Annotated in this window: 14 protein-coding genes and 1 pseudogene; 12 read left to right on the top strand and 3 right to left on the bottom strand. The window is 56.1% G+C overall.

Going from position 1 to position 18,219, the window contains the following annotated elements; all coding sequences use genetic code 11:
- Positions 1–98: 98 nt before the first annotated feature.
- The 3 genes from pldA (at position 99) to rhtC (ending at position 3,547) form a co-directional block, all read left to right on the top strand.
- Positions 99–971, top strand: coding sequence for a phospholipase A (pldA, locus tag FN082_RS11255; RefSeq protein ID WP_139537388.1), 873 nt, complete (start codon positions 99–101; stop codon positions 969–971).
- A gap of 67 nt (positions 972–1,038) precedes the next feature.
- Positions 1,039–2,865 (top strand): ATP-dependent DNA helicase RecQ, encoded by a 1,827-nt coding sequence (recQ, locus tag FN082_RS11250; RefSeq protein WP_142981588.1) that lies wholly within the window; start codon positions 1,039–1,041, stop codon positions 2,863–2,865.
- A 61-nt stretch (positions 2,866–2,926) separates the two neighbouring features.
- On the top strand, positions 2,927–3,547 hold the full coding sequence (rhtC, locus tag FN082_RS11245; protein WP_142981587.1) for a threonine export protein RhtC: 621 nt from the start codon (positions 2,927–2,929) through the stop codon (positions 3,545–3,547).
- 42 nt (positions 3,548–3,589) lie between these two features.
- Here rhtC and FN082_RS11240 read toward each other — a convergent pair.
- Positions 3,590–4,463, bottom strand: a pseudogene (locus FN082_RS11240) (Rpn family recombination-promoting nuclease/putative transposase).
- A gap of 161 nt (positions 4,464–4,624) precedes the next feature.
- Entirely contained in the window at positions 4,625–5,245 is a 621-nt protein-coding gene (gene rhtB, locus FN082_RS11235; protein ID WP_139537390.1) for a homoserine/homoserine lactone efflux protein, read from the bottom strand.
- A gap of 109 nt (positions 5,246–5,354) precedes the next feature.
- Between rhtB and pldB the strand changes: the two genes are divergently transcribed.
- From pldB to FN082_RS11220, 3 genes are all read left to right on the top strand, one after another.
- Positions 5,355–6,347 (top strand): lysophospholipase L2, encoded by a 993-nt coding sequence (pldB, locus tag FN082_RS11230; protein WP_142981586.1) that lies wholly within the window; start codon positions 5,355–5,357, stop codon positions 6,345–6,347.
- A 43-nt stretch (positions 6,348–6,390) separates the two neighbouring features.
- Positions 6,391–7,191 (top strand): sugar/pyridoxal phosphate phosphatase YigL, encoded by an 801-nt coding sequence (gene yigL / locus FN082_RS11225; protein ID WP_139537392.1) that lies wholly within the window; start codon positions 6,391–6,393, stop codon positions 7,189–7,191.
- 88 nt (positions 7,192–7,279) lie between these two features.
- Complete coding sequence (locus FN082_RS11220; RefSeq protein ID WP_142981585.1) at positions 7,280–8,179, top strand: carboxylate/amino acid/amine transporter; 900 nt, start codon at positions 7,280–7,282, stop codon at positions 8,177–8,179.
- Here the strand turns inward: FN082_RS11220 and metR are convergent.
- Positions 8,064–9,020: an HTH-type transcriptional regulator MetR gene (metR, locus tag FN082_RS11215; protein WP_139537394.1), complete on the bottom strand. Its 957-nt coding sequence runs from the start codon at positions 9,018–9,020 to the stop codon at positions 8,064–8,066. The two genes, FN082_RS11220 and metR, sit on opposite strands and share 116 nt — an antisense overlap.
- A 117-nt stretch (positions 9,021–9,137) precedes the next feature.
- Here metR and metE point away from each other — a divergent pair, with 117 nt between their 5' ends.
- From metE to FN082_RS11185, 6 genes are all read left to right on the top strand, one after another.
- Positions 9,138–11,399: a 5-methyltetrahydropteroyltriglutamate--homocysteine S-methyltransferase gene (gene metE / locus FN082_RS11210; RefSeq protein WP_142981584.1), complete on the top strand. Its 2,262-nt coding sequence runs from the start codon at positions 9,138–9,140 to the stop codon at positions 11,397–11,399.
- A gap of 234 nt (positions 11,400–11,633) precedes the next feature.
- Positions 11,634–13,049 carry a PTS transporter subunit EIIC gene (locus FN082_RS11205; RefSeq protein WP_142981583.1) on the top strand — a complete coding sequence of 472 codons (1,416 nt, stop codon included), beginning with the start codon at positions 11,634–11,636 and terminating at the stop codon, positions 13,047–13,049.
- A 22-nt stretch (positions 13,050–13,071) separates the two neighbouring features.
- Entirely contained in the window at positions 13,072–14,817 is a 1,746-nt protein-coding gene (locus FN082_RS11200; RefSeq protein WP_142981582.1) for a sulfatase, read from the top strand.
- A gap of 43 nt (positions 14,818–14,860) precedes the next feature.
- The gene (locus FN082_RS11195; protein ID WP_139537396.1) at positions 14,861–15,583 is read left to right on the top strand and encodes a GntR family transcriptional regulator; all 723 of its coding nucleotides are present in this window, start codon (positions 14,861–14,863) and stop codon (positions 15,581–15,583) included.
- 40 nt (positions 15,584–15,623) lie between these two features.
- A complete protein-coding gene (locus tag FN082_RS11190; protein ID WP_142981581.1) occupies positions 15,624–16,922 on the top strand; it encodes an anaerobic sulfatase maturase in 1,299 nt (432 codons plus the stop codon).
- Between the two features lie 123 nt (positions 16,923–17,045).
- Complete coding sequence (locus tag FN082_RS11185; RefSeq protein WP_142463032.1) at positions 17,046–18,128, top strand: LacI family DNA-binding transcriptional regulator; 1,083 nt, start codon at positions 17,046–17,048, stop codon at positions 18,126–18,128.
- The last annotated feature ends 91 nt before the right edge of the window (positions 18,129–18,219 follow it).

The raw sequence follows: 18,219 nt of genomic DNA, 5'->3' as shown, positions 1-18,219 counted from the left end.
CTACTTTAAGAACGGATAACAGGTCAGAAGACGCATAAATAGGTAGAATGCTGGCTGGGTTAAACAGAAATAATAATTATCCATCCAGGAGAACAGTAATGCGTATCTCTTTGGCCTGCCTGCTGGCGCTTGCTGCGCTTCCGGCTGGCGTTCTGGCGCAGGACGCGCTCGTTAGTCAACAGGTTCACGACACTCCGGCCGTTCGCGGAAGCATTATCGCCAACCTGTTACAGGACCATGATAATCCGTTCCTGCTGTATCCCTATGAGAGCAACTATCTGCTCTATACGTGGACCAGCGATCTCAATAAAGAAGCGATTCGCAGCTACGACTGGGCCGAGAATGCGCGTAAAGATGAAGTGAAGTTTCAGCTTAGCCTGGCGTTTCCTCTGTGGCGGGGGATCCTTGGCGATAACTCGCTGCTGGGCGCTTCTTATACGCAAAAATCCTGGTGGCAGCTCTCCAACAGTAAAGAGTCCGCGCCGTTTCGCGAAACCAACTATGAGCCGCAACTGTTCCTTGGCTTTGCTACCGATTACTCGTTCGCCGGCTGGACGCTGCGCGATGTTGAAATGGGCTATAACCACGACTCTAACGGCCGTTCCGATCCCACGTCCCGCAGCTGGAACCGTCTTTATACCCGGCTGATGGCGCAAAATGGTAACTGGCTGGTGGAAGTGAAGCCCTGGTACGTGATTGGCAGCACCAACGATAACCCGGATATCACCAAATATATGGGCTACTATCGCCTGAAAGTGGGTTATCAACTGGGCGAGGCGATTCTCAGCGCTCAGGGGCAATATAACTGGAATACCGGCTACGGCGGCGCGGAGCTTGGGGTGAGCTATCCGATAACCAAACACGTGCGCGTCTATACTCAGGTCTATAGCGGTTATGGCGAGTCGCTCATCGATTATAACTTCAATCAGACCCGCGTTGGCGTCGGGCTGATGCTCAACGATCTGTTTTAATCGTTGCACTCTGGCTCTCAGGCGCTGAAAATAGCGCCTGTTTTCTTTTCAGGCATATGGGGTCAACGTGGCGCAGGCGGAAGTATTAAATCAGGAATCGCTGGCTAAGCAGGTTTTACAAGAAACCTTCGGCTACCAGCAGTTTCGCCCGGGCCAGGAAACCATTATCGACACGGCGCTGGCCGGGCGTGATTGCCTGGTGGTGATGCCGACCGGGGGCGGCAAGTCGTTGTGTTATCAGGTTCCGGCGCTGGTGCTGGGTGGCCTGACCGTCGTGGTATCGCCGCTTATCTCCTTGATGAAGGACCAGGTCGATCAACTGCTGGCCAACGGCGTGGCGGCGGCGTGCCTGAACTCGACGCAGAGCCGCGAGCAGCAGCAGGACGTGATGGCCGGCTGCCGCAGCGGGCAAATCCGGCTGCTGTATATTGCCCCGGAACGCCTGATGCTGGATAACTTCCTTGAGCATCTCACGCACTGGAATCTGGCGATGGTGGCGGTGGATGAAGCGCACTGCATTTCCCAGTGGGGCCACGATTTCCGCCCGGAATACGCCGCGCTAGGGCAGCTGCGCCAGCGGATACCGCAGATTCCGTTTATGGCGCTTACCGCCACCGCCGATGATACCACCCGTCGCGATATTGTCCGTCTGCTGGGGCTCGACGACCCGCTTATTCAGGTAAGCAGCTTTGACCGACCCAACATCCGCTATATGTTGATGGAGAAATTTAAGCCGCTGGATCAGCTGATGCGTTATGTGCAGGATCAGCGCGGTAAGTCGGGCATTATCTACTGCAATAGCCGGTCGAAAGTGGAAGATACCGCCGCGCGCCTGCAAAGCCGTGGTATCAGCGCGGCGGCCTATCACGCTGGCCTGGAAAACGATATTCGCGCCGATGTGCAGGAGAAATTTCAGCGCGACGACCTGCAAATTGTGGTGGCGACGGTGGCCTTTGGCATGGGCATCAACAAACCGAACGTCCGTTTTGTGGTGCATTTCGACATCCCGCGTAATATTGAATCCTACTATCAGGAAACCGGGCGCGCCGGGCGAGATGGCCTGCCTGCGGAGGCGATGCTGTTTTACGATCCGGCGGATATGGCGTGGCTCAGACGCTGTCTTGAAGAGAAACCCGCCGGGCCATTGCAGGATATTGAACGTCATAAGCTCAACGCAATGGGGGCGTTTGCCGAAGCGCAAACCTGCCGCCGCCTGGTGCTGCTCAACTACTTTGGCGAAGGGCGTCAGGAGCCGTGCGGTAACTGTGACATCTGCCTTGACCCGCCGAAACAGTATGATGGCTTAATGGACGCGCGGAAGGCGCTGTCGACGATTTACCGCGTCAATCAGCGTTTTGGTATGGGCTACGTGGTGGAAGTGCTGCGCGGCGCTAATAACCAGCGTATTCGCGATATGGGGCACGATAAGCTGCCGGTCTACGGTATTGGGCGCGAACAGAGCCACGAGCACTGGGTCAGCGTTATCCGTCAGCTTATTCATTTAGGGCTGGTTGCGCAGAATATTGCCCAGCACTCCGCGCTACAGCTTACCGAAGCCGCCCGCCCGGTTCTGCGCGGCGACGTGGCGTTACAGCTTGCCGTGCCGCGTATTGTGGCGCTGAAGCCGAAGGCGATGCAGAAATCTTTTGGCGGCAATTACGATCGCAAGCTGTTCGCTAAGCTGCGCAAATTGCGTAAGGCGATCGCCGACGAAGAAAACATCCCACCCTACGTGGTATTTAACGATGCGACGCTGATCGAAATGGCCGAACAAACGCCGCTAAGCGCTGGAGAGATGCTGAGCGTTAACGGCGTCGGCACGCGTAAGCTCGAGCGTTTTGGTAAAGAGTTTATGGCTCTGATCCGCGCGCACGTGGATGGTGATGATGAGTAGTCAGCCAGCCGAAAAAGTGCAAATATAGTTTTCGTCCTTACTATTTTCCTGCGAGTTAATCATGTTGACGCTCTTCTTCACCGTGGCGCTGGTGCATATCATTGCGCTGATGAGTCCTGGCCCGGACTTTTTCTTTGTTTCACAGACCGCCGTTAGCCGCTCCCGCAAAGAGGCGATGATGGGCGTCCTGGGGATCACCTGCGGCGTGATGGTGTGGGCGGGCGTGGCGCTGCTCGGCCTGAACCTGATTATCGAGAAAATGGCCTGGCTGCACACCATTATCATGGTCGGCGGCGGGCTGTATCTGTGCTGGATGGGCTTTCAAATGCTGCGCGGCGCGCTGAAGAAAAGCGACGTAGCGGCGGCGGAGCCACAGGTTGAACTGGCGCGTAGCGGTCGCAGTTTCCTGAAGGGGCTACTCACCAACCTGGCGAACCCGAAAGCGATTATTTACTTCGGTTCTGTGTTCTCTCTGTTTGTTGGCGACGACGTTACCGCCAGCGCGCGCTGGGGCATTTTCCTGCTGATCGTACTGGAGACGCTGGCCTGGTTTACGGTGGTTGCCAGCCTGTTTGCTCTTCCGGGTATGCGCCGCGGCTATCAGCTGATGGCGAAGTGGATCGACGGCGTTGCCGGTACGCTATTCGCCGGTTTTGGTATTCATTTGATTATTTCGCGCTAAGTATCCCGGGGCCCGTCCAAGGGTTTACGGGCGGGCCGGGTATTAATGACGGAGCTGCTGCAAATCGTCAGGTGTGAGACCGGTCATTTCCATCACCGCAGTATCATCGATGCCCCGGTTGAGCATTGCTTTTGCGACTTCCATAAAGGCGGCGCGTTTGCCGTTTTTTATGCCTTCCTTTATGCCCTTCTGCATACCTTCCTCGAGCCACTTTTCTGCCAGAGTCATCAGTACTTCTCCATGCTGCGGCACCCGCTGTGCCAGCTCATATAATAGCGGCCGAACGTCCTGCTCTTCTCCCGCCTGGGTCATATATTTTATCAGTACGGTAACTTGTTGTCTGCTCATCTGTTCGAGCATCAACAGGCTGGTGAGCTTGTCCAGAAGCTCAGCCATCTCGCGCTGGCGAATATGCTTTTGCACCAGCGTCAGGGCCGCCATGCTGCGGTGCTGCATGATTTCGTCATCGGGGATAACGGTGATATCCACCAGCGGAAAGGCATTGGCGTAAAGCTGACGCGCAGTATCCGGATCGGCAAAGCTTTCCAGCCAATTCAGGGACCAGGGGTAAGGGCTTCGCCGTCCCTGATAAAAGAGTATCGAGATGCCTCTGCATGGCGGCGATGGCGTAACGCATCAAGCGAAACGCCATCAGTTTATCGGGCGAGCTTTGGTGTTCAATCAGGACATGCACGTAGCCCTGACCGCTGGTGGTCTCCAGGGAGTAGAGTATGTCGCTGTAATAAGGCCGCAGGTCGTCTTCAATAAAGCTCCCTGATTCCAGGCGCAGCGTATCCAGTTTGCAAATCTGAATTAACGAGGGCGGCAGGTGGATCTCAATAAAGTCCCGCGCGGTTTCCACGCGGGAGAGAAAGGTTCTGAATACCGCATCATGTGGAGTTGCCGCTTCCGCCATTGTTTCGTCCATGAATAAGAGCATCAGGCGGCATTCTGTCATTGGCGCTGCGGAGTCGACAGTACGCAAAAGAATTATCTTCTCTCTTTGCGTGCGCCCTCGAATGACGATGTTGCTGCGTCCACAAGGTGAACCTCAAATTGCGAGCGTGCTTCCATTCATCAGGCGTGACGAGCCGAAGCCAGCAGAGCGCCGACCAGCATAAACAGCGAGCCAAACACCTTGTTCAGCGCCTTCATCTGTTTCGGCCCCTTAATCCACGCCGCGATGCGCTGCGCCAGCGTGGCATAGCCAATCATCACAATAATATCGACCACGATGGTGGTGACGCCGAGCACGAGGTACTGCATCACCTGAGGCTGATTGGGCACGATAAACTGCGGGAATAGGGCGGCAAGAAACACGATGCTTTTCGGATTGGTCAGGTTAACAAACACCGCGCGTTTAAAGAGCTTTCCGCGAGTCTGCACTTTCGCCAGGGTATTGAGATCGATTGAACCCGCGGCCCGCCATTGCTGAATCCCGAGCCAGATAAGATAGGCGGCTCCCGCCCATTTGAGGATTTCAAAGGCTAACAGCGAGCGGGAAAATAACGTACCCAAACCGACGCCGACCAGCACGATATGAATGCCCAGCCCGGCCTGTAGTCCGGCGATTGATGCGGCGGCACCGCGATAGCCGTGGTTGATTGAGGTGGTCATCGTATTTATCGCCCCGGAACCCGGCGACAAGCTGAGAATAATTGATGTCAGCAAATAGGCAAACCACCACTCGAACGTCATGAGAAACTCCCTGATTGTCTGTTTTTATGCCACAATACGCTATTGTGTAAGCATTGTGTGATGCACGGCAAAAAAACGATTTTCAGCGGTTATCAGGGGTGTAAGCCCGATGTTTTTGCAGCAAAAGGACTGGGAAACACGAGAAAACGCGTTTGCGGCCTTTACCATGGGGCCGTTGACCGATTTCTGGCATCAGCGGGAAGAAGCGGAATTTACGGGCGTGGATAATGTTCCGGTGCGCTTTGTTCGCTTCTGCGCCAAAAGTAATGACCGGGTGATTGTTATCTGTCCGGGCCGTATTGAAAGCTACGTGAAGTACGCCGAACTGGCTTACGATCTTTTCCGTAGCGGCTTTGATGTGATGATTATCGATCATCGCGGTCAGGGGCGCTCGGGGCGAATGCTTTCCGATACCCACCGTGGTCACGTTGTTAATTTCAGCGATTACGTCGACGATCTTGCCGCTTTCTGGCAGCAGGAAGTGGTGCCCGGGCACTGGCGAAAACGGTTTATACTGGCCCACTCAATGGGCGGTGCAATCGCGACGCTTTTTTTACAGCGCCACCGCCAGCATTGCGACGCAATAGTGCTCTGTGCGCCAATGTTCGGCATTGTCATGCGCCTGCCTGACTGGATGGTGCGCCATATTCTCGATTGGGCTGAGGGCCATCAGCGCATTCGTGAAGAGTACGCCCTCGGAACCGGCCGCTGGCGGGCGTTGCCTTTTGCGGTCAACTTACTGACGCACAGCCGTCAGCGCTATCGTCGCAACCTGCGTTTTTACGCTGATGAACCCCAGCTGCGGGTCGGTGGCCCGACGTTTCACTGGGTACGCGAGGGTATCCTTGCGGGTGAAGAGGTGCTGGCTGGCGCGGAAAAAGACGTCACGCCAACGTTATTGCTCCAGGCGGAAGAAGAGCGAGTGGTCGATAACCGTATGCACGATCGCTACTGTGAACTTCGCGCCGCTGGCGGTCACCCCTGTGAGGGGAATAAGCCGTTTGTCATAGAAGGGGCATACCATGAGATCCTTTTTGAAAAGGACGCCATGCGCTCGGTCGCGCTGAATGCTATCGTCGATTTTTTTGGTCGACACAATTAATCCGGCGAAACGCTCGTCGCCCTGCTTAGAGGTTAAAATTTTTATGTACCAGGTTGTTGCGTCTGACTTAGATGGCACGCTGCTTTCCCCCGATCACTGCTTAACCCCTTACGCCAAAGAGACGCTGAAGCTGCTTACCGCACGCGGTATCAATTTCGTGTTCGCGACCGGCCGCCACTACATCGATGTTGGGCAAATTCGCGATAATCTCGGCATTAAATCCTACATGATCACCTCTAACGGCGCCCGCGTACATGATAGCGACGGGAAGCAGATCTTCGCTCATAACCTTGATCGCGATATCGCCGCTGACCTGTTCGAGATGATGCGAAACGATCCGGCGATTGTGACCAACGTTTATCGTGAGGATGAGTGGTTTATGAACCGCCACCGTCCGGAAGAGATGCGCTTCTTCAAAGAGGCAGTGTTTAACTACAAGCTGTACGAGCCGGGCGAGCTGGACCCGGAAGGGATCAGCAAAGTCTTTTTCACCTGCGATAAGCATGAGCATCTGCTGCCGCTGGAGCAGGCGATCAATGCTCGCTGGGGCGACCGCGTGAACGTGAGCTTCTCTACCGTGACCTGCCTGGAAGTGATGGCGGGCGGCGTGTCGAAGGGGCATGCGCTGGAGGCGGTGGCGAAAATGCTCGGCTATAGCCTGAAAGAGTGCATCGCCTTCGGCGACGGCATGAACGATGCGGAAATGCTGTCGATGGCGGGCAAGGGCTGCATTATGGCCAATGCGCACCAGCGTCTGAAGGACCTGCATCCGGAGCTGGACGTGATCGGCAGCAACGCTGATGACGCCGTTCCGCACTATCTGCGTAAACTCTATCTTGATTAAAAAAGATTGACGATTGCTCTATAAGTGAGCAGTTGTCAACTGACCTCTTCGCTACAATGAGTGTTCTTTACTCTACGAGACATTCATTGTGGCGCTACTGATTATTACCACCATTCTGTGGGCCTTTTCCTTTAGCCTGTATGGCGAATACCTGGCCGGTCACGTCGATAGCTATTTCGCAGTACTGGCGCGCGTTGGCCTGGCGGCGCTGGTGTTTTTGCCCTTCCTGCGTACCCGTGGGCAAAGCCTGACCACTATTGGCCTGTATATGCTGGTGGGGGCGATGCAGCTTGGCATCATGTACATGCTGAGTTTCCAGGCTTATCTCTACCTGACGGTATCCGAACTTCTGCTGTTTACCGTCCTGACGCCGCTCTATATCACGCTGATTTATGATTTGATGAGCCGAAGACGTCTGCGCTGGGGCTACGCCTGCAGCGCGTTGCTGGCGGTGATCGGCGCGGGAATTATCCGTTATGACCAGGTGACCAACCATTTCTGGACCGGTTTAATCCTGGTGCAGCTCTCTAATATCAGCTTCGCTATCGGCATGGTGGGCTATAAGCGCCTGATGGAAACGCGCCCGATGCCGCAGCATAACGCCTTCGCCTGGTTCTACGTCGGGGCATTTCTGGTGGCGGTAGTTGCCTGGACTCTGATGGGTAACGCGCAGAAAATGCCGGAAACGTCGCTACAATGGGGCATTCTGGTCTTTCTTGGCGTGGCGGCATCGGGTATTGGCTACTTTATGTGGAATTACGGTGCCACCCAGGTGGATGCCGGTACGCTTGGCATTATGAACAATATGCATGTGCCTGCCGGGCTGCTGGTGAACCTTGCTATCTGGCAGGAGCAGCCCCGCTGGCCGAGCTTTATTGTTGGAGCTCTGGTGATCCTGGCTTCGCTGTGGGTCCATCGGCGCTGGGTCGCTCCGCACTCCGCACAAACGGTAAGTGGTCGCAAGCGTGGTTCCGCGCTGAGCGAATAAACGCCTCGGTGGCCGGCTGGCGTTGCTCGCCATCGCGCACTGCGGCGTACAGTCGGCTCCACAGTCCCTCGCCCAGGGTTTTGGTCACGACCAGGCCCTGGCGTTCAACGTTTTCTACTACCCAGTGCGGCAGGGCTGCGATCCCCATCCGTGCGGCTACCATCTGAATTAACAGTAACGTATTGTCGACGCTCTTCAGCTGCGGGCTGATCCCTGCTGGCTGTAAAAAGTGACGCCAGATATCCAGGCGCGCGCGCTGCACCGGGTAAATCAGCAGCAGCTCGGTGGCTAAATCCTCAGGCGCAATCCGCGTTTTTGCCGCCAACGGATGATCCGGCGCCATCACCAGACGTACTTCAAAATCAAACATCGGCGAATAGTGCAGACCGCTGCGCGGCAGAATATCAGAGGTCATCACCAGATCCAGCTCGCCCTGCTGCAACCCCGGCTGTGGGTCAAAGGTGACGCCGGACTGAAAATCCACTTCCACATGCGGCCAGCGGGCGCGGAAATTTTCCAGCGCCGGGGTGAGCCATTGAATACAGCTATGGCATTCGATGGCGATACGCAGACGGGTTTGCTGCGGCTCATTGCAGTCCTGCAAGGCGCGGCTGATTTGCGGCAGCACTTGGTTTGCCAACTGCAACAGGATCTCCCCCTGCGGGGTAAAGCGCAGCGGCTGGCTTTTACGCACAAACAGACGGAAGCCAAGGCGCTGTTCCAGATCGCTGAACTGGTGGGACAAGGCGGATTGCGTCTGGTGCAGGGCCGCTGCCGCGCCTGCCAGAGAACCGCTGTTCCGCAACGCCTGGAGCGTTTTCAGGTGTTTAATTTCGATCATGAAAGTCCTTCACTTCGGCATGAATAATTTGCGCTTGAGGAATATACAGTAACTGCCAATTATGGATGTGTAAACATCTGGATGGCTAAATACAAAAAATTCCATAAGGGGCATAACATGACAATCCTGAATCACACCCTCGGTTTCCCTCGCGTTGGCCTGCGTCGCGAGCTGAAAAAAGCGCAAGAGAGCTACTGGGCGGGCAATAGCTCCCGTGAAGAACTGCTGGCGGTTGGGCGTGAGCTGCGTGCTCGCCATTGGGATCAGCAGAAGCAGGCAGGCGTTGATCTGCTGCCGGTGGGTGATTTCGCCTGGTACGACCATGTTCTGACCACCAGCCTGCTGCTCGGCAACGTGCCGGCTCGTCATCAGAACAAAGACGGTTCCGTCGATATCGATACTCTGTTCCGCATTGGCCGAGGTCGCGCACCGACCGGTGAACCGGCTGCCGCAGCGGAAATGACCAAATGGTTTAACACCAACTACCACTACATGGTGCCGGAATTCGTGAAGGGCCAGCAGTTCAAACTGACCTGGACTCAATTGTTGGATGAAGTGGACGAAGCGCTGGCGCTGGGCCACAAGGTCAAACCCGTTCTGCTGGGGCCGGTTACTTACCTGTGGCTCGGTAAGGTGAAAGGCGAGCCGTTCGACCGTCTGAGCTTGCTGAACGATATTCTGCCGGTCTACCAGCAGGTGCTGGCTGAGCTGGCAAAACGCGGCATTGAGTGGGTACAGATTGATGAACCTGCGCTGGTGCTCGAACTGCCGCAGGCGTGGTTGGATGCCTTCCAACCGGCATATGACGCACTCACCGGTCAGGTTAAGCTGCTGCTGACCACCTATTTTGAAGGCATTACGGCGAACCTTGAGACCATCACCGCGCTGCCGGTACAGGGCCTGCACGTTGATTTTGTTCACGGTAAAGATGACGTGGAAGAGCTGCATCAACGTCTGCCTGCCGACTGGCTGCTCTCTGCGGGGCTGATCAATGGCCGCAACGTCTGGCGCGCCGATCTCACCGAGAAATACGCGCAGATTAAAGACATCGTCGGTAAACGCGATCTGTGGGTGGCTTCTTCCTGCTCCCTGCTGCACAGCCCGATCGACCTGAGCGTGGAGACTCGTCTGGATGCGGAAGTGAAGAGCTGGTTTGCCTTCGCCTTGCAAAAATGCGCCGAGCTGGCGCTGCTGCGTGATGCGCTGAACAGCGGTGATACTGTAGCGATTAACGATTGGAGCGCGCCGATTCAGGCACGTCGCCACTCGACTCGCGTGCATAACGCGGCGGTCGAAAAACGCCTGGCGGCGATTACCGACGAGGACAGCCAGCGCGCGAGCGTCTATGAAGTGCGTGCCGAAGCGCAGCGGGCGCGCTTTAAGCTCCCGGCCTGGCCGACCACCACCATCGGCTCTTTCCCGCAAACCACGGAAATTCGCGGCCTGCGTCTGGACTTCAAAAAGGGCAATCTCGATGCGAATAACTATCGTACCGGCATAGCAGAGCACATCAAACAGGCGATTGTGGAGCAGGAGCGGCTGGGGCTGGATGTTCTAGTGCACGGTGAAGCCGAGCGTAACGACATGGTGGAATATTTCGGTGAACACCTGGACGGTTTTATCTTTACCCAGAACGGCTGGGTGCAGAGCTACGGCTCCCGCTGCGTTAAACCGCCGGTAGTAATTGGTGATGTTAGCCGCCCGCAAGCGATCACCGTTGAGTGGGCAAAATACGCCCAGTCGCTGACCGACAAGCCGGTAAAAGGGATGCTGACCGGTCCGGTGACCATTCTCTGCTGGTCATTCCCGCGCGAAGACGTGACCCGTGAAACCATCGCGAAGCAGATTGCGCTGGCGCTGCGTGATGAGGTTGCAGACCTGGAAGCCGCCGGGATCGGTATTATCCAGATTGACGAACCGGCGCTGCGCGAAGGTCTGCCGCTGAAGCGCAGCGACTGGGATGCCTACCTGGCATGGGGCGTGGAGGCTTTCCGCATCAACGCGGCGGTGGCGAAAGATGACACCCAGATCCACACCCATATGTGTTATTGCGAGTTTAACGACATTATGGATTCCATTGCCGCGCTGGATGCCGACGTGATCACTATCGAAACCTCGCGTTCTGATATGGAGCTGCTGGAGTCGTTCGAAGAGTTCGACTATCCGAACGAAATCGGGCCGGGCGTCTACGATATTCACTCGCCGAACGTCCCAAGCGTGGAGTGGATCGAAGCCCTGCTGAAGAAGGCTGCGCAGCGTATCCCGGCAGAGCGCCTGTGGGTGAACCCGGACTGCGGCCTGAAAACCCGCGGCTGGCCGGAAACCCGTGCCGCGCTGGCTAACATGGTCAAAGCCGCGCAGAACCTGCGCCAGGGATAATGCAGAATTACCCGGCTCGCAGACGATGGTGAACCCGTCGGGTAAAAGGCGCTAGCCGCCACCCGACAAAATGCGGCACACGCTATAAATCAAACTGTGGGAGGCTTCGGCCTCCTGTTCTCATTATTCCCCCGCCAAAAACGATCGTTAATCCGCCTTTATGATCGCCTTCACAAACATGATAACATTATATTGTTATAACAATTACCACCAAAATAATAAAGGAACCTCTGTATGGACTACAACCAGGTGGGCAACGCGATTGTGAAGCACTGTGGCGGCTTATCTAATTTGCTGCATGTTACCAACTGTATGACCCGTGTGCGGATGACCATCGGTGAGCAATCACAGGTCGATATCGCCGCGCTCAAAAGTATTGAAGGCGTACTCGGCGTGGTGGAGGACGACACCCTGCAGGTGATCGTCGGGCCGGGTAAATCGTCAAAGGTCGCAAACGTGATTAACGATCTGCTTAAGGGCCTGCCCGCAAGTGACACACCCTTGAGCGCTGTCGAGCAAAAAGCAAAGCTTGCGCGGGAGAAAGCGAAAAAACAGACCCGTACCAAAGTCATTCTCAAACATATCGCCAATATCTTTGTGCCGATCCTGCCGTCATTGATTGCCGCCGGTATCTTGATGGGCATTAACAACGTGCTGGTGAACTCCGCTGCTTCCTGGGCGCTGGCGCATCATGTGGCGGCGCTGGGGGATCTGTCGCCGACTCAGGTAGTACTCGACCAGCGGCACATGCTGGGTGTGAGCCAGTTTCTCGATATCGTCTCGAAGGCGCTGTTCGGTTTCCTCGCTATCTATACCGGGGTGACGGCGGCGAAGGAGTTTGACGGCAACGCGGTGATGGGTGGCCTGCTGGGGGCGATCACTATTGTGCCGCAGATTACCGCGCTGGGGCTGATCCCGGGGCAGGGCGGGCTGATTGGCGTCATTCTCTGCGCATGGCTAATGTGCCTGCTGGAAAAACAGGTTCGGCGCTTTGTGCCGGATATTGTGGATGTGGTGGTGACGCCGACTATTGTGCTGGTGGTGATGGCGGCGGCGCTGCTGCTGGTGATTATGCCCGTGGCGGGCGTGGTTTCTAACGGCATTCTGCACGGGCTGAACGGCCTGCTTTCTACCGGCGGCATCGCAGCGGGCTTTGTGCTCTCGGCGCTGTTCCCGTTCCTGATTTCGCTCGGCCTGCACCACGGCTTGTTTCCTATTCACCTTGAGATGATCAACGCCACCGGCCACGCGCCGCTGTTCGCCATCCAGATTATGTCCAACGCCGGAATGGTCGGCGCGGCGACGGCGGTACTGCTGCTGACCCGCGACCCGATGATGAAGAAAATCGCCAAAGGGGCGATCCCGACTTCCATCCTGGCGGTGGGCGAACCGACCATCTTCGGCGTCAATATCCCGGCCGGATTTGCCTTTATTACCGGCTCTATCGGCGCAGGCTTTGGCGGAATGATGGTGGTGCTGCTGGGCGTCTCGACCAACGGTGTCGGCGCAGCCGGGCTCTCCGCGCTGCCGCTTATCGCCGACGGTAAATATTTGCAGTACATCATTTCCTGGTTAACCGGCTGCGCCGCAGCCTTCGTGCTGACCTATATCGTTGGCAAAATGCGCGGTTACGATAAAGAAACGGCGTGAAGGAAGAATTAAGGAGTAAAGCATGAAAGCGATTATGTTGATGTTTGATTCGCTGAATAAGCGCCTGCTGTCGGCCTACGGTAGCGACAAGGCGATCACGCCGAATTTTCAGCGGCTGAAGGAGCGCACGGTCCGTTTCGATAACGGCTACGTTGGCAGCATGCCCTGTATGCCCGCCCGCCGGGAGCTGCATACCGGACGCTATAATTTTTTACACCGCGGCTGGTCGCCAATCGAGCCGTTCGATGATTCGGTTCCGGAGCTGCTGAAGAAGAACGGCATTCACACCCATCTGGTGACGGACCACAAGCACTACTGGCGCGACGGCGGGGCGACCTATCATTCGCGCTACAGTACCTACGAATTTGTGCGCGGACAGGAGGGCGATGCCTGGAAAGGGGTGGTGGATAAGCCTGAATATCGCTACGAATCCGGCGAGCCGGAGGAGATCAAACAGCGGCGGATCGCCAGCCGGGTTCAGCATCAGATCAACGTGCAGTTTATGCACAACGAAGAAGATCACCATCTGGCGCGGACGATCGGCAAAGGGCTGGAGTTCATCGATACCAACCACGCCAGCGACAACTGGTTTTTACAACTGGAGTGTTTCGATCCGCATGAACCGTTCTTCGTGCCGGAAAAGTACCTGAAGATGTACGGCATCGACGATCCCGCGCAGTTCGACGGCTGGCCGCCGTACTACTTCGTCACCGAAACCGCCGAACGCAAAAGCCTGATCCAGAAGTACTATATGGCGCTGCTGACCATGGTTGATGCGTATGTTGGCAAGGTGCTGGACTATATGGATCGTTACGATCTGTGGCGCGACACGATGTTGATTGTCAACACCGACCACGGTTTTCTGCTTGGCGAGCATGAGTGGTGGGGGAAAAATATTATGCCGCTGTATAACGAAGTGGCGAATATTCCTTTATTTATCTGGCACCCGCAGTACGGCGGTGCGGGCGAATCCCGCCAGGCGCTGGCGCAAACAATTGATATCCCGGCGACGCTGCTGGACTGCTTCGGTCTGGATAAACCGGCGGATATGCAGGGCGTGTCGCTGCTGCCCGCGCTGCGCGACGATACGCCAGTGCGCGACTATGCGCTGTTTGGCTATCACGGCTGCCATATCAATATTACCGATGGTCGCTATGTTTATATGCGCTCGCCCGTTGAACAAGGCATCGATGGCCTGTACGAATACACCCTGATGCCGACGCGCATTAATCGCCGTTTTACGCCGCAGGAGCTGCGCGAAACGACGCTGCATCCGCCGTTTCGCTTTACCAAAGGCTGCCCGGTGATGAAAATCCCCGCAGAGTCAGTGATGACCCGCGGTGCCGATCGCTTTGGCCATCGCCTGTATGATTTGGCGGCTGACCCGACGCAGCAAACCCAGTGCCGTGATGAACAGGTCGCGCGGCGGTTAGTGGAGCAGATGATTCGCATGATGCAGGAAAACGATGCGCCCGCTGAGCTGTACGCGCGCTATGGCCTGGATGATGCGCAAAGTCCGCTGCTGGGGCTGGATCCGCATCTGCTGCCGGAGCTGGCTGCCTTTGCGCCGCAGGTGCGCTACGGCCTGTTTGCGCTGTTGCAGCATCTGGAAGGTAGCGGACAGACTATTTTGGCTGACAAGCTGCGGGCCGCCAGCGAGCCCGCCTGGGATCGGGAAAATTTGTGGGCTTTCGTGCAGAATGAGGTTCCGCAGGAGCAGCATCAGAGCGTGTACTATAAGATGGCGTTAGAAATGCGACTTGATTAAGGGGTACCCCCGGCTACGGCCGGGGAACAGGAGTGCGAAGTTAATGAAAGAAGAACTGGATTATTCTCGCGGCGCAAAACCTTTATACGCTCAGCTATACGACATCTTGCTGGAAAAGCTAAGAACCGGGGCCTACAAAAAGAATGATGTCCTGCCTACCGAAGCCGAGTTTGAAGAGCTTTTTGGCGTCAGCCGCATTACGGCGCGGCGCGCGCTGGCCGAACTGGCTGCCAAAGGGCTGGTAAAACGCCAGGCCGGTATCGGCACGATGGTCATCAGCACCTCCGAGAAACAGGGAGTAAAGACCCGCATCCGGCTGGTCGACGGTCAGCAGCAGCACTCTATTTCGCGACATAATCTGACACTCGAGCAACTCTTGCCGCCGCCGGAAGTGGCGCAGGCGTTCGCTCTCCCGGCGGAGCAGAAAATTCAGCGTCTCACCCGCACGATTTATCGGCAAAATGAACTCCCCGCGCAGGTAAACTACATCTGGCTAACGCCGCGTCTGGGTGAGCTGACGCTAGAGGCGTTTAAAGAAGGTTTGTACAGCGCCCTGGAACAGCGCGGTGAGAATATCGACGGCTATAAAGATACCATTACCGCCGAACTGCCCACGGAGCAGGACTGCGATATTTTGCAGGTTGCTGCAGGCGAACCGCTGCTGGTGAAGACCCGTCAGGGCTTTAACGATCGCGGCGAGCTGGTGGAATACACCATCGCTCGCCATATCGCCAGCTGCTATCAGTACATTGTCGAGAACAGTTAATGGCAAGGTTTACCGGGCCATCGAATCAGGGAAAATCAGCATGATCAATGGCTGCCACGTGATGGCAAAACCGAGCGGATCGGTGTGTAACATCGATTGCACCTACTGCTTTTATCTGGAAAAAGAAGCGCTTTACCCCGAGCGTAATAAAAACTGGCGCATGTCCGACGAGACGCTGGAAAACTATATTCGCCAGCATATCGAAGCGCAGTCTGGTGATGCAGTGACCTTTGCCTGGCAGGGCGGCGAACCGACGATGATGGGGCTGGCGTTCTTTCGCCGCGTCGTTGAGCTTTGTGAGAAATACGCCAACGGCAAAAAGATCGATCATGCCCTGCAAACCAACGGCGTGCTGGTGGATGATGAGTGGGCGCAATTTTTTGCCGAGCAGCGTTTTCTGGTGGGCTTGTCGATAGACGGCCCGGCGCATCTGCATAACCAGTACCGCGTCAACCGCGCCGGAAAGGGAACCCACGATAAGGTCGTGGCGGCAATGGCGCTGCTGAAGGCGCATAACGTCGAGTTCAATACTCTGACCGTTGTCGGCAAGCATAACGTTGAACACGCCCGCGAAGTGTATGATTTCCTGCTGGCGGCGGGTTCGCGCTATATGCAGTTTATTCCGCTGGTCGAACGGATGAGCAGCGACGCCTCGTCGCCGCTACAGCTGGTACTGCCTGGAGAGAGCGCAGCGCGGCTTGCGCCCTGGACGGTGCCCTCCTGGCAGTTTGGCGAGTTTCTCAACCAAATTTTTGATATCTGGGTGCGCCGCGACGTCGATAGCGTCTACGTGCAGATGTTTGACGTTGCCCTGGCGGCGTGGACCGGTCAGCCGCCGGTACTGTGCGTGCATTCCGAAACCTGCGGCCACGCTTTTGCGCTGGAATCGAACGGCGATCTGTATAACTGCGATCACTATGTCTACCCGGAGCATAAGCTGGGCAATATTCACCAGCAGAGCATTCGTGAGCTAAACAATAGCGAACAGGCCATCACCTTTGGTCAGGCCAAAAAAGAGACGCTGACGGCGGATTGCCGCAGCTGCGAGTTTCGTTTTGTTTGCCACGGCGGTTGTCCGAAACATCGCTTCGCCGTTTCCCCGAGCGGTCGCCCCGGCCACAATTACCTGTGTACGGGCTATAAGCACTTTTTCAAGCACGTGACGCCTTATATGAACGTCTGGCGGCAGCTTCTGGACAATGGCTATCCGCTTCCGGCGATTATGCAATGGCTGGCGCAAGAGGCGCAGCAACAGCAGCCGAAATCGGCTACCCGCAACGACCCTTGTCCGTGCGGCAGCGGGCGTAAATATAAAAAATGCTGCGGAGCGCAGCATTGAGGTTGCCAGAAGGTCTATAGAAACCCCTATGTACCATGCAATTCACTCGCCTGCGACATAGTGAAAGCCTGGTGGAGTATGGCATCATAGCGTGCAGACAACAGTAAAATCAGGGTGATGAATGTGAAACAGGTAACGCTATACGATGTCGCAGATCACGCGGGGGTCTCCTACCAGACCGTTTCCCGTGTGGTGAATCAGGCTGACCATGTTTCCGCCAAAACCCGTGAAAAAGTTGAAGCCGCGATGGCGGAGCTGAATTACATTCCCAATCGCGTTGCGCAGCAGCTGGCGGGAAAACAGACGCCGCTTATTGGCGTAGCGACTGCCAACCTCGCGCTGCATGCGCCGTCACAGATTGTCGCGGCCATTAAATCTCGCGCTGATAAGTCAGGCGCCAGCGTCGTGATAGCCATGGTGGAGCGCAACGGTGTTGAAGCCTGCAAAGCGGCGGTACATAACCTGCTGACGCAACGGGTAACCGGTTTGATCGTTAACTATCCGCTCGATGAAAACGACGCTATTGCGGTGGCGGCAAGCTGCGGCAACGTGCCGGTACTCTTTCTCGACGTTTCCGACCAGTCCCCCATTAACAGCATTATTTTTTCTCACGATGACGGCGCGCGTCTGGGTGTTGAACATCTGGTAGAGCATGGGCATCAGCGCATTGCGCTACTGGCCGGGCCGCATTCTTCGGTTTCCGCGCGGCTGAGACTCGCAGGCTGGCATAAATATCTGGCGCACTACCAGCTACAGCCGATTGCTGAAACAGAAGGCGACTGGGGTGCGATGTCCGGTTTTCAGCAAACCCTGCAAATGCTTAATGACGGGACGATTCCTACCGCTATTTTGGTGGCTAACGATCAGATGGCTCTGGGCGCGATGCGGGCGATTAGCGAATTTGGTCTACGCGTGGCAAGCGACATTTCCGTTATTGGTTATGACGATACTGAGGATAGCGCCTGCTATATTCCGCCGCTGACCACCATCAGACAGGATTTTTCGCTGCTCGGCAAAACGAGTGTAGACAAACTCCTGCAACTCTCTGGCGGAGAACCCGCGACTAACAACCAGCTACTGCCCGTGTCATTGATTCAACGTAAGACCGTTCAGCCTCCCAACAACCACACGACCTCCCCTGAGGTCCTCGCTGATTCACTCATCCAGCTCGCACGTCAGATTTCCCAGCTATCGCCCAAAATATGAACGGGTGAAATTGTGTGAGTGAGTTCACTCATTGCTCATCTCATCCTTTACAGAGATAACGTTATACCTCTATTTTGATTTAAATTGTGAG

The sequence above is a fragment of the Klebsiella spallanzanii genome (genome assembly GCF_902158555.1).
Lineage (GTDB): Bacteria > Pseudomonadota > Gammaproteobacteria > Enterobacterales > Enterobacteriaceae > Klebsiella > Klebsiella spallanzanii.
Note: the sequence above shows the minus strand (reverse complement) of the source record. Positions and strands in the feature narration are given on the sequence as shown.

Coding starts and splice junctions, on each gene's coding strand:
- rhtB (WP_139537390.1), bottom strand. CDS start 5,245: ATGACGTTCGAGTGGTGGTTTGCCTATTTGCTGACATCAATTATTCTC.
- metR (WP_139537394.1), bottom strand. CDS start 9,020: ATGATCGAAATTAAACACCTGAAAACGCTCCAGGCGTTGCGGAACAGC.
- rhtC (WP_142981587.1), top strand. CDS start 2,927: ATGTTGACGCTCTTCTTCACCGTGGCGCTGGTGCATATCATTGCGCTG.
- FN082_RS11205 (WP_142981583.1), top strand. CDS start 11,634: ATGGACTACAACCAGGTGGGCAACGCGATTGTGAAGCACTGTGGCGGC.
- pldB (WP_142981586.1), top strand. CDS start 5,355: ATGTTTTTGCAGCAAAAGGACTGGGAAACACGAGAAAACGCGTTTGCG.
- yigL (WP_139537392.1), top strand. CDS start 6,391: ATGTACCAGGTTGTTGCGTCTGACTTAGATGGCACGCTGCTTTCCCCC.
- FN082_RS11200 (WP_142981582.1), top strand. CDS start 13,072: ATGAAAGCGATTATGTTGATGTTTGATTCGCTGAATAAGCGCCTGCTG.
- metE (WP_142981584.1), top strand. CDS start 9,138: ATGACAATCCTGAATCACACCCTCGGTTTCCCTCGCGTTGGCCTGCGT.
- FN082_RS11195 (WP_139537396.1), top strand. CDS start 14,861: ATGAAAGAAGAACTGGATTATTCTCGCGGCGCAAAACCTTTATACGCT.
- pldA (WP_139537388.1), top strand. CDS start 99: ATGCGTATCTCTTTGGCCTGCCTGCTGGCGCTTGCTGCGCTTCCGGCT.
- FN082_RS11190 (WP_142981581.1), top strand. CDS start 15,624: ATGATCAATGGCTGCCACGTGATGGCAAAACCGAGCGGATCGGTGTGT.